The sequence below is a fragment of the Bradyrhizobium guangdongense genome (assembly GCF_004114975.1).
GTDB classification, from domain to species: Bacteria; Pseudomonadota; Alphaproteobacteria; order Rhizobiales; family Xanthobacteraceae; genus Bradyrhizobium; species Bradyrhizobium guangdongense.
This window is the reverse complement of record NZ_CP030051.1, coordinates 5,818,720-5,831,832: the sequence shown is the minus strand read 5'-3', so window position 1 is coordinate 5,831,832 and position 13,113 is coordinate 5,818,720. Positions and strand designations below refer to the sequence as shown.

Annotated in this window: 13 protein-coding genes; 7 read left to right on the top strand and 6 right to left on the bottom strand. The window is 62.9% G+C overall.

Annotated elements, in window-relative coordinates:
- Positions 1–4: 4 nt before the first annotated feature.
- Together X265_RS27800 and X265_RS27795 are read left to right on the top strand one after the other, a co-directional pair.
- Complete coding sequence (locus tag X265_RS27800; RefSeq protein ID WP_128967726.1) at positions 5–514, top strand: hypothetical protein; 510 nt, start codon at positions 5–7, stop codon at positions 512–514.
- 125 nt (positions 515–639) lie between these two features.
- Entirely contained in the window at positions 640–1,992 is a 1,353-nt protein-coding gene (locus X265_RS27795) for a transposase (protein WP_128967725.1), read from the top strand.
- 229 nt (positions 1,993–2,221) lie between these two features.
- Here X265_RS27795 and X265_RS27790 read toward each other — a convergent pair whose 3' ends face one another.
- Together X265_RS27790 and X265_RS27785 are read right to left on the bottom strand one after the other, a co-directional pair.
- The gene (locus X265_RS27790) at positions 2,222–2,437 is read right to left on the bottom strand and encodes a hypothetical protein (protein WP_128967724.1); all 216 of its coding nucleotides are present in this window, start codon (positions 2,435–2,437) and stop codon (positions 2,222–2,224) included.
- Between the two features lie 88 nt (positions 2,438–2,525).
- Positions 2,526–2,996, bottom strand: a complete 471-nt coding sequence (locus tag X265_RS27785; protein WP_128967723.1) for a hypothetical protein — start codon at positions 2,994–2,996, stop codon at positions 2,526–2,528.
- A 156-nt stretch (positions 2,997–3,152) separates the two neighbouring features.
- Between X265_RS27785 and X265_RS27780 the strand changes: the two genes are divergently transcribed.
- Positions 3,153–3,425, top strand: a complete 273-nt coding sequence (locus tag X265_RS27780; RefSeq protein WP_128969434.1) for a helix-turn-helix domain-containing protein — start codon at positions 3,153–3,155, stop codon at positions 3,423–3,425.
- Here X265_RS27780 and X265_RS27775 read toward each other — a convergent pair.
- Positions 3,422–4,654, bottom strand: a complete 1,233-nt coding sequence (locus X265_RS27775) for an aminotransferase-like domain-containing protein (RefSeq protein WP_128967722.1) — start codon at positions 4,652–4,654, stop codon at positions 3,422–3,424. The two genes, X265_RS27780 and X265_RS27775, sit on opposite strands and share 4 nt — an antisense overlap.
- A 201-nt stretch (positions 4,655–4,855) precedes the next feature.
- Complete coding sequence (locus X265_RS27770; RefSeq protein WP_164938822.1) at positions 4,856–5,383, bottom strand: DUF3124 domain-containing protein; 528 nt, start codon at positions 5,381–5,383, stop codon at positions 4,856–4,858.
- 67 nt (positions 5,384–5,450) lie between these two features.
- On the opposite strand from X265_RS27770, the gene X265_RS27765 reads away from it, so the two are divergent.
- From X265_RS27765 to X265_RS27745, 4 genes are all read left to right on the top strand, one after another.
- The gene (locus X265_RS27765; protein ID WP_128967720.1) at positions 5,451–7,181 is read left to right on the top strand and encodes a cation:proton antiporter; all 1,731 of its coding nucleotides are present in this window, start codon (positions 5,451–5,453) and stop codon (positions 7,179–7,181) included.
- A gap of 190 nt (positions 7,182–7,371) precedes the next feature.
- Positions 7,372–8,448, top strand: a complete 1,077-nt coding sequence (gene ribB / locus X265_RS27760) for a 3,4-dihydroxy-2-butanone-4-phosphate synthase (RefSeq protein WP_128967719.1) — start codon at positions 7,372–7,374, stop codon at positions 8,446–8,448.
- 83 nt (positions 8,449–8,531) lie between these two features.
- Positions 8,532–9,746 carry an acyl-CoA dehydrogenase gene (locus X265_RS27750; RefSeq protein ID WP_092298263.1) on the top strand — a complete coding sequence of 405 codons (1,215 nt, stop codon included), beginning with the start codon at positions 8,532–8,534 and terminating at the stop codon, positions 9,744–9,746.
- A gap of 164 nt (positions 9,747–9,910) precedes the next feature.
- Positions 9,911–10,834 carry an MBL fold metallo-hydrolase gene (locus tag X265_RS27745; RefSeq protein WP_128967717.1) on the top strand — a complete coding sequence of 308 codons (924 nt, stop codon included), beginning with the start codon at positions 9,911–9,913 and terminating at the stop codon, positions 10,832–10,834.
- 7 nt (positions 10,835–10,841) lie between these two features.
- On the opposite strand, the gene X265_RS27740 is transcribed toward X265_RS27745, so the two are convergent.
- Positions 10,842–11,696, bottom strand: a complete 855-nt coding sequence (locus tag X265_RS27740) for a DUF1499 domain-containing protein (protein WP_128967716.1) — start codon at positions 11,694–11,696, stop codon at positions 10,842–10,844.
- A 197-nt stretch (positions 11,697–11,893) separates the two neighbouring features.
- A complete protein-coding gene (locus X265_RS27735; protein ID WP_128967715.1) occupies positions 11,894–13,102 on the bottom strand; it encodes an ABC transporter substrate-binding protein in 1,209 nt (402 codons plus the stop codon).
- Positions 13,103–13,113: the final 11 nt, after the last annotated feature.

The following is a 13,113-nucleotide window of genomic DNA, read 5'->3' as shown; positions in this document are numbered from 1 at the left end:
AGGCATGAAATTGGCTGGGCTGATCAAACTAATCTTCGCAGTAATGATGAGCTTGATTACGTTGGCGCAGCTTTCCGCCACTGAGCGGGACATGACGCCAGTTGCGTATTTTATGGACCAGCCGCCAGCTGACGTTGCTGCGCCGACCTATCTTCCTAGCGGCGCTAAGGACGTCATTGTCGCCAAAGTTCGTCTGGGACAAGGTCTAGATGTAGCGTGGCTAGGGGGCGTCACTGTGAGGGCTGCACAAACGATATATTTGGCTCTCGCATCAAGATCGTTGAAGTATTGGCCGGTAGTGCGCAGGTCGGCCAAGTATTTGACGTTCTGTTCGGCCAGCGAAGCGAGCATCGCGAGTATATTGCGTTTCCCAGCACGCCCGATCAGCATAGTAGGGAATACATCGTGGCGATTTATCTCGGCGAAGACGGAAAGCGGCGCCTTGTCCCATTTCAAATCTCCAAACCTGAATACGAAAAATGGAGCGCTGAAAGGTGGGCCTACGAGCGGCTGAGAGGAAAACCTGGCTTCCGCGAGTAGAAATCCTCGTCTGCTTCTGGCCGATTTTGTTGAAAAAGGCGGTGTTGCGACTCAAGGATAGCAGTGATTCAGTCTGTCTAATTGGCAGGACTGAAGATCATGATGGGGCATCAGCAAGTCGAACAGGCTGCGTTGTTCTATGAGTTCTCGCTGGAGAAGCATATTCCCTCCGACCATCTCTTGAGATCGGTCGACAGGTTTGTCGATCTGCAAGAGATCAGGCAAGACTTGGCGCCTTTCTACAGCCGCATCGGCCGGCCTTCGATCGATCCCGAACTGATGATCCGGATGCTCCTGATCGGCTACTGCTTCGGCATCCGGTCAGAGCGGCGCCTGTGCGATGAGGTTCACCTCAATTTGGCCTACCGGTGGTTCTGCCGGCTTGGTCTGGAAGGGGCGGTGCCGGATCATTCGACATTCTCCAAGAACAGGCATGGCCGCTTCCGGCAGAGCAATCTCTTCCGTCGCGTGTTCGAGAGCGTGTTGCGCCGCTGCATCGAGGAGCGACTGGTCGGTGGTGAAGGATTTGCAGTCGATGCGAGCCTCATCAAGGCCGATGCCAACCGGCAGAAGGGAATCGAAGGCGATAAGGGACTTCCGCCGGATGCTGCTGGCCGAGCAATCGATGAGTATCTGGCTGTCCTGGATGATGCCGCGTTCGGAGCCGCGACCGAGGTTACCCCGAAGTTCGTATCGCCCTCTGATCCGGCGGCGCGCTGGACGGGGGCGCACGGCGGCCAAGCCTTTTTCGCCTATTCGACGAACTACCTGGTCGACATTGAGAACGCGATCATCGTCGATGTTGAGGCAACGACGGCAATCCGGCAGGCCGAGGTATTGGCCGCTAAGCGCATGATTGAGCGCTCGCTGGAGCGGTTTGATCTCTATCCGAGCCGGCTCCTCGGTGACAGCGGCTATGGCTCGGCTGAGATGCTGGCTTGGCTGGTCTATGAGCACGGCATCGAGCCGCACGTTACAGTCTTCGACAAGTCGGCACGCACAGACGGTATCTTCTCGCGCGACGACTTCACCTATGACCATGCTGGCGACATCTATCGTTGCCCTGGTGGCAAAGTTCTTACCACGACCGGAACGTTGGTGAATGACGGTGCCACCATGCTCTACCTCGCCAGCAAGCGCGATTGTGATCGATGCGCATTGAAGGGTCAGTGTTGCCCCAAGCAGGCATCACGGAGGGTGCCGCGCTCGATCTACGAAGGCGCTCGCGACATGGCGCGCCAGATCGCGAGATCGTGGGAGGGAGGCACCTCGCGCCGGCTCCGCAAGAAAATCGAAATGTTGTTCGCCCACCTGAAGCGCATTCTCAAGCTCGACCGATTGCGTTTACGAGGCCCCAACGGCGCGCGCGACGAGTTCATCCTCGCGGCAACCGCCCAGAACCTTCGAAAGATGGCCAAGCTGATCCCGATGCCCACCCCGAGGCTCGCATAGGGTCGATAGGGCAGTTCGGCCTCGTCGCAACGAAGCTATTACAATGAAATACTGCCGCCCTTTTTCAACGGAATCGGCCCATCGCCGAAATAGATCGCTATCCGCTGTTCGTCCGCTCTTCGACGCAGAGCGGACGGGCGGATTGATGAGTACATCCCCTCATTGTCTTCGCCCATCTGGACACACGGAAATGGCCCCGCGAGGGGCCATTTCCAGTTTGCGTTGCGCATTAGTCCCAGTGGCGATGGCGCTTGATCACCACGACGCGGTCGTGATGGTGCCAGCCGCGATGCCAGCCATGGTCGCGATGCTCGCGGAATTCGGCGCGGGCTCCGTACGGGCCGTGATGGCCGTGCTTGACGATCACGGTCTCCGCACTTGCCAGCGTCGGCGCCGCAACCGCGAGCGCACCCAGAGCGGCAACGACATAACCAAGCTTCTTCATGATGTCCTCCTCCAATCGAATGCAGATTTAAACCGCGCATTCGCATGAACGTTCCGCGGGGAACGGGAAGAGAATTCTGAATGGATATTCAGGCTCGAGGCGATGACTGATAGCAGCGTTGCTGCGGAGGTGTCGGTGCGCCGGTTTTCACGTTCTTGCCGTCCTTGATCGTGTAAGCGCCGCGCTCGTCGCGATTGTAGATCGCGCGCAGGCTGCCGTTCTCGGTCAGCATCAGTCCGAATTCGCGTGTCTGCCGGAGCGATGGGAAGTAGACCATCACGTTGAGCAGGCCTTCCGCGTTGACGGTGGCGGACACCACCTCGTTCTCGTCCTTGATCTCGCCGAAATCGCGCCGGTACATCACCCTTCCGTCCTTCCGGATTTCGTAAGTGAGCAGGGCTCCCTTGTCGCGGTCGGGCCTGATGGCGCAATCGACCGCCCAGGAGCCGAGCAGGCCCCACTGCTCGATCGTGTCCGCGAGCGTCTCGGCACGCGCCAGGGACGTGAACGCAATCCAAAGCACCGCCGCCACGGTCCAGCGGCTCAAACAACCCGTCATGTTTCAAAAGGCCCCGCCTCGAGGAATTGCAAGTGTAGCATCCCCGTCGTGGTCGTCCACGGCAGCTGCCAATCGCGCGGGAATTTGATCCGCGTCAATGAGGCAAGGCGCCTCGGGGGTAAGATGGCGCTCCCGAAGGCGAACGTGGTGAGAGCGATGCTGAATCAAGTGATGGATTTCGCGGGCGAGGTGCTGCCGGGGAGCTGTGCCGTGCCGCCTTATTCCGAGACCGTGTTTCTGGCCGAACTGGGCGAGCGGTTGAGATCGTCGCGCGCCCGCTGCGAGCTGTCGCGCCGGGAGCTGGCCCGCCGTTCCGGGATTTCAGAGCGCTACATCGCCCAGATCGAAGCCGGCAAGGGCAACGTTTCGGTCGTGCTGCTGCTGCGGCTCGCCTCCGCGATCCACGGCAGCCAGCCCCAGGCCGCCTAGGCTCGCTTTTCCACATTGGCGCTACGCGAGGGCACGCCGAACTCCTTGCGGCAGACCTCCGCCAGGACGGCGACGCCCTCGCGGATCTGCTGATGCGAAGGGCTCGCAAAACACAGCCGCAGGCGCGAGCCTGAATAACCCTTGTTGGTGGACCATTCCGGCCCGGGATTGATCGAGACACCGGCGGCAAGCGCGGCCTGATAGAGCTTCAGCGTATCGACCTGGTCGGGCAGCTTCACCCACAGGAAGATGCCGCCTTGAGGCTCTCTAAACTCGGCCGCGGTGCCGAACTGCTCGTCGAGAGCTTCCATCAGCGTGTCGAGCTTGGTGCGCAGCGCCTTGGTCAGCGCTGGCACGTGGCTTGCGAAATGCTGATGGCAATAGCTGGCGAGCACCATCTGCTCCAGGGCGCCGGAGCCGGCGTCCGTCTTCAGCGCCAGCATCCGCGACATCACATCCCAGGGCGCGACGATGAAGCCGACGCGCAGCGCCGGCGCGATCGACTTCGAGAACGAGCCGATATGGATGACGCCGCCATTTCGGCTCATGGCGTAGATCGCCGGCGGCCGGTGTCCCGACCAGACCAGGTCCGCATAGCAATCGTCCTCGAAGATGGGCACACCATATTCGGCTGACAGCCGCAGCAACTCCGCGCGGCGGCTCTCCGGCATGATGCTGCCCGTCGGGTTCTGCACGGTCGGAATGGTGTAGATGTATTTCGGCCGGATGCCGCGGCCCTTGAGGCCGGCGAGCGTGGAGGCCAGCGCATCCATGCGCATGCCGTCGTCGTCGAGCGGAACGCCGATGGCGTTGACGCCCAGCCGCGTCAGCCGCTGCAGAGCTCCCTGATAGGTCTCCTGCTCGACGATCACGGTGTCGCCACGCGCCAGCAGCGTGTTGTTGACGAGGTCGAGCGCCTGGAGCGAGCCGGAGACGATCAGGAGATCGTCCACCGTGCAGTCGATACCGGCATCGCGCTTCAGTTTCGTCACCAGGAATTCGCGCAGCGGCAGATAACCCTGCGGGCCGTGCGCCAGCCCGTAGGTGGCGAGCGAACGTCCCTCGCGCTGCAGCGCCTGATTGGCCGCCTCGATCAGCTCATCGAGCGGCACCTGCTCGGAATCGTTGTTGCCGCCGACGAAGCTGTATTTGGCGAGGCCCGTCCAGCGCGCGGAGGGGGCCGGCAGCCCTGCGGGAAACAGGGGCGCGAAATCGAAGCTGGACGTCATGGGTGTTCCTCGTTGTTTTTATTTGGCGGCGGGCAGGGCGCTACGATTTTTCGATGATGCCATCATGCCAGTGTTTTGCCCGACGCGTCAAACAAAATTCGTAAAATCCGCATCAACGTCGCGTGCGGCCGATATGCCAATGATCTTGCCGGTCCGGCTACTGTGCATGGGGTTGTTTTCGTGTTTTCGGTCCGGGCCGCGTCACTTTCCGCCCACGGTCCTCGTCGGACGTCCTTGGCTGATGAAAGCGTAATGCGCATTGGCGACGCCGCCAACCATCAGGGCCTCGACCACGGGCTCGGCGATCTCGCTCGCCGCGGCCCAGTCGACGATGAAATTGGCGCCGGTGCCGCCGCGCACGTCGTCGGTCGCAATGAAGACCGAGATGGAGGCGAGCGGCTTCAGCGCGACCGGATTTTTCAGATAGCTCTCGACCTGCTTGCCCGCGGTGTCGAAATAGGCGAGGCGCTTGATCACCAGTGGCTGCGTCTCGGAAGCATTGTGGACGCTCAAGGTCACCGAAAAGTCGACCCGCAGCTTGCCCTGGCTCATCGCAACGCTGGAATAGGCCGGCACGTAGAAGCCGCCGGAGACGGCGAGCTCCTCCTTCGGCACGGCCTGAAGGGAATCGGCGAAGGTCTGCTCGAGGTTCGCTTTGGGCTGTGCGGCCGCCGGGCCGGCGAAGGCGAGGGGGCATAGCAGCATTGCAGCGGCGAGCTTCGTCCGCATGTGACGAATTGCTCGCTTGCCGCGCTGCACTCGGTCTCTAGGGTGCGGCAAAACGGACCGATGTTCCATGCACGAGCTCATTCGCGACATCACTCTCTGTATTCTGTTTGCCTGGATGCTGGGGCTGGCAGCCCATTTTTCCCGGCAACCGCTGATCCTGGCCTACCTTATCGCCGGCTTCTGCATAGGTCCATTCGGCGCCGGCTGGGTCAAGTCGCAGGACTCGATCAGCGTCATCTCCGAGCTCGGCCTGATCTTCATGCTGTTCATGATCGGGCTCGAGATCGACCTGAAGAAGATCGTGCGCGCCGGCAAGGTGATCCTGTTCGCGGCCGGCGGCCAGCTGCTCGGCGGCTGCCTGCTCGGCATCGTGTTCTTCGCAGGGCTCGGTCTGTCGCTCGGTGGCGGTCATTTCGACGCGCTCTATCTCTGCATTGCCTGTGCGCTGTCATCGACCGTCATCATCGTCAAGGTGCTCTACGAGAAGCGCGAGCTCGATACCTTGCCCGGCCGCATCACGCTCGGCGTGCTGGTGCTCCAGGACATCTTCGCCATCCTGTTCCTGGCAGTGCAGCCGAGCCTCGCCAATTTGCAGTTGAGTGTCATCCTGCTCTCGATCGGCCGCGTCGCGGTGCTGGTGGCGGCTGCGCTGCTGGTGAGCCGCTACGTGCTGCCGCGCCTGTTCCACCAGATCGCCCGCCGCCCCGAATTGATCCTGCTGGGCGCGCTCGCCTGGTGCTTCCTGGTCGCCGAGACTGCCGAGCAGCTCTCGCTCTCGCGCGAGATGGGCGCGCTGATTGCCGGCGTCTCGCTCTCGACCTTTCCTTACGCGCTCGACGTCACGGCCAAGGTGACGACGCTGCGCGACTTCTTCATCACGCTGTTCTTCGTGGCGCTGGGGATGACCATTCCCGTCCCCGGACTTTCCGTGATCGGGCTGGCGCTGATGATCGCCGCCTTCACGGTGGTGAGCCGCCTCGTCACTACCTTCACGCCGCTCTACCTCATGAAGCAGGGCCTGCGTGCGAGCCTGTTACCCGCCATCAACCTGGCGCAGATCTCGGAGTTCTCGCTGGTGGTGATCCAGACCGGCGTCACCGATAATCATATCGCGCCGGAGACGGCGAATGCGGCTTCTTTCGCCTTCGTGGTGCTGGCCGTGCTCTCGACCTTCGTCATGACCCGGAGCGACGAGATCACCCGCTGGGCCATCGGTCCGCTCAAGCGGATCGGCCTGCGCGATCTCGACCACGGCAACGGCCACGCCGAGGAGGGGCAGGAGGGAAGCCACGGCGAGGCGCGCCGCATCGTCATCCTCGGCTTTTTCCGTGCGGCGAGCGCGCTGCTGGCCGAGATCGAACGGCAGACCCCGGTGCTGCTGGAGCAGATCACGGTGATCGACTTCAACCCCGTCGTGTACCAGACCCTGCTCTCGCGCGGCCTGCACGTGATCTATGGCGACATCAGCAATGTCGACACGCTGCTCCATGCCGGGATCGGCAAGTCCGAGATGATCATCCTCAGCGTGCCGGAGGCGCTGTTGAAAGGCGCCAGCAACGAGAAGCTGGTCCGCCACGTCCGCTCCCTCAACCCGAAGGCCATGATCGTGGCGACCGCCGATCTGCTCTCGGACGTCGGCGAGCTCTATGCGGCCGGCGCCAGCTACGTCACCGTGACCCGGCTCAGCGACGCCAATGAATTGTTTACGGTGATCGAGGCCGCCCAGGCCGGCCTGTTGGCCGACAAGCGTGCCGAACTCGACCAGCGGCTGAGCGAGCGCCGCGAAGTGCTGCCCTGAACGACGTGCAGCCGCCTTCCGTCCAGGCGAGGCGCGCCTATATCGCCGGTATCTTCGGTGCAAGCCTCAAAGCTCGCCTGGAGGCGGCCTCCGGGCATATGCGGTTGCATTCAGGACACTAGCGCTTGGGCTCAAGTCCGGCTAAGGCGTCCGGCGAAGCCTCCGGCCCATAACCGATAGAGATTGGGACATGCCCGATACCGTCCAGGAAGTCTTGCAGGCCTTTGCCCGGGGCGAGCTCGTCGTGGTGACCGACGACGAGGATCGCGAGGGCGAGGGCGACCTGATCGTCGCCGCCTCATTCTGCACAGCGGAAAAGATGGCCTTCATCATCCGCCACACCTCCGGCATCGTCTGCGCGCCGATCACCACCGAGGATGCGCGCCGGCTGCGGCTCGATCCGATGGTTGCGCACAACGATTCCGCCCACACCACCGCGTTCACGGTCTCGATCGACTACAAGCCGGATGGCGGCACCGGCATCTCGGCCGAAGAGCGCGCCTCCTGCTGCCGGGCGCTGTCCAATCCCAATGCGGGCGCCAACGACTTCGCGCGGCCCGGCCACATCTTCCCGCTGATCGCCAAGGACGGCGGCGTGCTGCTGCGCTCCGGCCATACCGAGGCCGCGGTCGATCTCTGCAAGCTTTCCGGCCTGCCGCCGGTCGGCGTTATCAGCGAACTGATGAACGACGACGGCAGCGTGATGAAGGGCGAGCAGGTGTCCCAATTCGCCGCCAGACACAAGCTGAAGCACGTCACCATCGCCGACATGATCGCCTACCGGCAGGCCCGCGAAAAGCTGATCGAGCGGGTTTCGACCTTCACGACCGACAGCCCGATCGGCCCGCTTCAAGGCTATGCTTACCGCTCGCCGTTCGATTCCATCGCCCACGTCGCCTTCGTCTACAACGGCGTCGGCGACGGCAAGAACGTGTTGACCCGTTTCCACAAGCCCAACATCGTCAAGGACACCTTTACGGGCCACAAGCGGATGGCGGCGGTGCTCGAACACTTCAAGAAGTCCGGCCGCGGCGTGCTGGTGTACTTGCGCGACGGCGCGGCCGGCGTTCCCGTGTCGCCGCTGCCGGACGAGACGGCGACGGAAGCGGACCGCAACCGCCAGTGGCGCGAGGTCGGTGTCGGCGCGCAGATCTTGCGCGATCTCGGCGTCACCTCGATCCGCCATCTCACCTCGTCGGTGCACGACTACAAGGGCCTGTCGGGGTTCGGCATCGAGATCGTCGCCAACGAGCAGCTCGAAAGCTAGCGCCAACGTAATTGCACTTGTTGCCGCGGCGCTTTAGTTTGTCGGGCAATTTTTCGACGGAACCAGACCCGAAAGGACGTTTCATGAGCGTGCGCCCTCAGACCAAGGACAAGCCGGCTGCGGCATCCTTCCAGTGGGACGATCCGTTCCTGCTCGACGAGCAGCTGACCGAAGACGAGCGCATGGTGCGCGACACCGCGCGCGCCTACGCCCAGGACAAGCTGCTGCCGCGCGTCACCAAGGCCTATCTCGAAGAGAAGACCGACCGCGAGATCTTCAACGAGATGGGCGAGCTTGGCCTGATCGGCATCACGCTGCCGGAGGAATATGGCTGCGCCAATGCGAGCTACGTGGCCTATGGTCTCGTCGCGCGCGAGATCGAGCGGGTCGATTCCGGCTATCGTTCCATGAACTCGGTGCAGTCCTCGCTGGTGATGTACCCGATCTATGCCTATGGCGACGAGAACCAGCGCAAGAAATATCTGCCGAAGCTTGCCAGCGGCGAGTGGGTCGGCTGCTTCGGCCTGACCGAGCCCGACGCCGGCTCCGATCCGGCCGGCATGAAGACCCGCGCCGAGAAGGTCTCGGACGGCTATCGCCTGACCGGCAGCAAGATGTGGATCTCGAACGCGCCGATCGCCGACGTGTTCGTGGTCTGGGCCAAGTCGGCCGAGCACGACAACCAGATCCGCGGCTTCGTGCTGGAGAAGGGCATGAAGGGCCTCTCCGCGCCGAAGATCGGCGGCAAGCTCTCGCTTCGCGCTTCGATTACGGGCGAGGTCGTGATGGACGGCGTCGTGGTGCCCGAAAGCGCATTGCTGCCGAACGTCTCCGGGCTCAAGGGCCCCTTCGGCTGCCTCAACCGCGCCCGCTACGGCATCTCCTGGGGCGCGCTAGGAGCTGCCGAGGACTGCATGCACCGCGCCCGCCAGTACACGCTCGATCGCAAGCAGTTCGGCAAGCCGCTCGCGGCGACCCAGCTGGTGCAGAAGAAGCTCGCCGACATGGAGACCGAGATCGCGCTCGGCCTGCAGGGCTCGCTTCGCGTCGGCCGCCTGATGGACGAAGGCAAGTTCGCCCCCGAGATGATCTCGATCATGAAGCGCAACAATTGCGGCAAGGCGCTCGACATCGCCCGCACCGCGCGCGACATGCATGGCGGCAACGGCATCTCGATCGAGTACCACGTGATGCGCCACGTCCATAACCTCGAGACGGTCAACACCTACGAGGGCACTCACGACGTCCACGCCTTGATCCTGGGCCGCGCGATCACGGGCATTCAGGCGTTTTTCTAGTCATGGCCTTCTTTAGCTGTGGCTAGTTTGCTCCGCTGTCATCGTCCGCGAAAGCGGGCGATCCAGTACTCCAGAGACCTCGCCTTCGTCACCGGCGCCGCGGCGTACGGGATACCCCGCCTTCGCGGGGTATGACAGCAGAGCGTGCGGCTACAGGAAATGCCATGTCCGATAACGATGACGTCCCGTTCAATCGCAACTTTCCGCTGAAGGCCGGAATCGTCGAGGAAGTCCGTCCCGGCGTGCGGCGCGTGCTCTGCAACAACCCCAGCCCGTTCACCTTCACGGGCACGGTCAGCTACATCGTCGGCACGGGCAATGTCGCGATCATCGATCCCGGTCCGGACGACGCGGCGCACGCTACGGCGCTGCTGAATGCTGTGCGCGGCGAGACGGTGAGCCATATCTTCGTCACCCACACCCACCGCGATCACTCGCCCAACACGGCGCGCATCAAGCAGGCGACCGGCGCGCCTGTGTACGCCGAGGGGCCGCACCGTGCCTCGCGGCCGCGCTTCGAGAGCGAGAAGCATAATCCGGAATCGGGCTCTGATCGTGACTTCGTGCCCGACATCAGGATCGCTCATGGCGATGTCGTCGAAGGCGCAGGCTGGCGGCTCGAGGCCGTGGCCACGCCCGGCCACACCGCCAACCACCTTGCCTTTGCCTGGCCCGAGCGAAAGTTCAACTTCGTCGGCGATCATGTGATGGGCTGGTCGACCTCGATCGTGGCGCCGCCCGACGGCTCGATGATCGACTACATGGATTCGCTCGACCGGCTCGCCGCACGCGAGGAGGATGTGTATTTCTCCGGCCACGGCCCGGAAATCCCCGAAGGACAGCGCTTCGTGCGTTTCCTGATCCGCCACCGCAAGGCGCGGGAGGCCTCGATCCTGCACCGCCTCGCCAAGGGCGAGACCGACATTCCGACCATGGTGCGCGCCATCTATATCGGCATCGATCCGAGGCTGACCACGGCCGCGGGCTATTCCGTGCTGGCCCATCTGGAAGACCTGGTCACCCGCGGCGTGGTGGCCACGGACGGCGACCCCGTGATTGGCGGGACATACCGGATGGCGAGCGCCTAGCTCACTGCTACTTCTTCACCGTTTTCGCGGGCGGCTTCGGCGGTGCCACGGGGGTCTTCTTCGTCGGCTTGAGCGCATCGGCATCGGCCGCGGTGTTGAGATCGTCGATAAATTTGGTCACGCGCGCGGCATTGCTGCCGAGATCGCTATCGAAATAACGCGAGGCAGAGCGGATATCGACGCGGGAATCGTCGCCGTCAGGCGCGACCCTGATCGAGACGTCCTCGCGGAGGCCCATGATTGGCGTACGCGCCACCGCCTCGATGCGGCCGATGCGGCGCGGCGGCTGCGGCTCGCGCTCGTCGATGACGGTCCATTTGCGCTTGATGACCAGCTGGCGCGCGATCGCATAGGCGCGGTCGACAGGGATCTCGAGTTCGACCGGCTCGATGTCGGGGTAGAACTGGCGCTGCTGCTCGGCCGAATAGAGCCCGGCATAAACGGCGGTGTTGGTCCCGTCGCCGGTGCGCAGGCGCGACAGCGCATCGAAGCGCGGTGGATCGATCGGATCGGTGGTGATATCGTAGATATGAGGCAGCTTGCGGTAGAGCAGCGCCTGATAAGCGGGATAGGCGAGGATCGCCCCGTCGATCAGGAAGGCGAGCAGGATGCGCGCCATGCCGCGCGAGCCGTTCTGCCAGATGGCGGCAAAGCCGGCGAGGCCGAACAGGATGGACAGCCCGGCGATCGCAAGCCCGCCGAAGAAGGTGGCCAGCGCCGGCTTCATCTCCAGGAAATCGAAACGGACGATGATGATCGACACCACCACCGTCACCACCGCGAACACGGCAAGATTGCGCGCCCAGGTGGCGAGGCTGGACACGGGCTCCGACTGATAGGGAGCGGAAAACCTGCGGGCCATGTCGTTCCATCACCGAGATAAGTCGCCGGTTGAGGACACGGGCGACGGGAGCAAGCTGACCTAACCCATTTTCCGCAGGCCTGTGAAGCGGTTTATCCCCTGTTCTGAACCCGTGAAAGGCCGGGCCAGCCTGCCAGCAGAAAGAGGCGCACTGCGAAGTGCGCCTCTCATGTAACTCCTGATTTTCGGGCCAGGCTTCAGTGCGTGACCAGCGGGCAGGCCGAGTCCGACAGCTTGCCGAAGGCCTCCTCGCCGGACATGGTCTGCACCAGCTTGTAGTAGTCCCAAGGCTGCTTGGATTCGTCGGGCTTCTTCACCTGCATGATGTACATCTCATGCTCCATAAGGCCGTCGGCGCGGATCTTGCCGTTGCTGGTGAACATGTCGTCGATCTTCATCTTCTTGAGCTCGGCCATCACCTTGTCAGCGTCGGTCGTTCCGGCAGCCTTGACCGCGTTGAGATAAGTCATGGTGGCCGAATAGTAGCCCGCCTGGTTCATGGTCGGCTCGCGCTTGGTCTTCTCATAGTAACGCTTGGCGAAGGCGCGGGTCTTGTCGTTGAGATCCCAGTACCAGCCGGTGGTGAGATAGAGACCTTGCGCGGTCTTCAGCCCGAGGCTGTGGACGTCGCTGATGAAGGCGAGCAGCGCGGCCGGCTTCATCGTCTTGCCGATGCCGAATTCGTCGGCGGACTTGATCGAGTTCGTGAAGTCGTTGCCGGCATTGGCGAGCCCCAGCACTTGCGCACCCGAGTTTTGCGCCTGAAGCAGATAGCTGGAGAAGTCGGAGGTCGAAAGCGGCACGCGCACCGCGCCGACCACCTTGCCGCCATTGGCCTCGACGACCTTCGAGGCGGAGTCCTGCAACTGCGTGCCGAAGGCATAGTCTGCCGTCAGGAAGAACCAGGTCTTGCCACCCTGTTTTACCATGGTCTTGGCAGTACCGTTGCCCAGCGCCGTGGTGTCGTAGACGTAGTGCACAGTGTACGGTGTGCAGTCCTTGCCGGTCAGCGATGCACCAGCGGCACCGATCGCGATGAAGGGGATTTTCTTCTCCTTGGCGACATTGTTCATCGCCAGACTGACGCCAGTGTTCGAGCCGCCGAGGATCATGGTGACGCCATCGCGGTCGGCCCATTCGCGGAATTTCTGCGCACCGAGGTCGGGCTTGTTCTGGTGGTCCGAGACCATGAATTCGATCTTGTTGCCGAGGACGCTGCCGCCGAAATCCTCGATCGCCATCTTGGCTGCTTCGACACCGCCAGGGCCGATCACGTCGGCGTAGAGGCCGGACATATCATCGATATCGCCGATCACGACCTTGTTATCAGCCGCCTTTGCGGCGGTGGTGGCCGCCATCGAGGCAGCCAGCAGCCACGGCAGCATTCGCAGCGCAAATTGTTTCATCTTGAGCGTTC

Excerpts from the sequence above, each read along its gene's own strand:
- X265_RS27800 (WP_128967726.1), top strand. The coding sequence starts at position 5 with ATGAAATTGGCTGGGCTGATCAAACTAATCTTCGCAGTAATGATGAGC.
- X265_RS27795 (WP_128967725.1), top strand. The coding sequence starts at position 640 with ATGATGGGGCATCAGCAAGTCGAACAGGCTGCGTTGTTCTATGAGTTC.
- X265_RS27790 (WP_128967724.1), bottom strand. The coding sequence starts at position 2,437 with ATGAAGAAGCTTGGTTATGTCGTTGCCGCTCTGGGTGCGCTCGCGGTT.
- X265_RS27785 (WP_128967723.1), bottom strand. The coding sequence starts at position 2,996 with ATGACGGGTTGTTTGAGCCGCTGGACCGTGGCGGCGGTGCTTTGGATT.
- X265_RS27780 (WP_128969434.1), top strand. The coding sequence starts at position 3,153 with ATGCTGAATCAAGTGATGGATTTCGCGGGCGAGGTGCTGCCGGGGAGC.
- X265_RS27775 (WP_128967722.1), bottom strand. The coding sequence starts at position 4,654 with ATGACGTCCAGCTTCGATTTCGCGCCCCTGTTTCCCGCAGGGCTGCCG.
- X265_RS27770 (WP_164938822.1), bottom strand. The coding sequence starts at position 5,383 with ATGCGGACGAAGCTCGCCGCTGCAATGCTGCTATGCCCCCTCGCCTTC.
- X265_RS27765 (WP_128967720.1), top strand. The coding sequence starts at position 5,451 with ATGCACGAGCTCATTCGCGACATCACTCTCTGTATTCTGTTTGCCTGG.
- ribB (WP_128967719.1), top strand. The coding sequence starts at position 7,372 with ATGCCCGATACCGTCCAGGAAGTCTTGCAGGCCTTTGCCCGGGGCGAG.
- X265_RS27750 (WP_092298263.1), top strand. The coding sequence starts at position 8,532 with ATGAGCGTGCGCCCTCAGACCAAGGACAAGCCGGCTGCGGCATCCTTC.
- X265_RS27745 (WP_128967717.1), top strand. The coding sequence starts at position 9,911 with ATGTCCGATAACGATGACGTCCCGTTCAATCGCAACTTTCCGCTGAAG.
- X265_RS27740 (WP_128967716.1), bottom strand. The coding sequence starts at position 11,696 with ATGGCCCGCAGGTTTTCCGCTCCCTATCAGTCGGAGCCCGTGTCCAGC.
- X265_RS27735 (WP_128967715.1), bottom strand. The coding sequence starts at position 13,102 with ATGAAACAATTTGCGCTGCGAATGCTGCCGTGGCTGCTGGCTGCCTCG.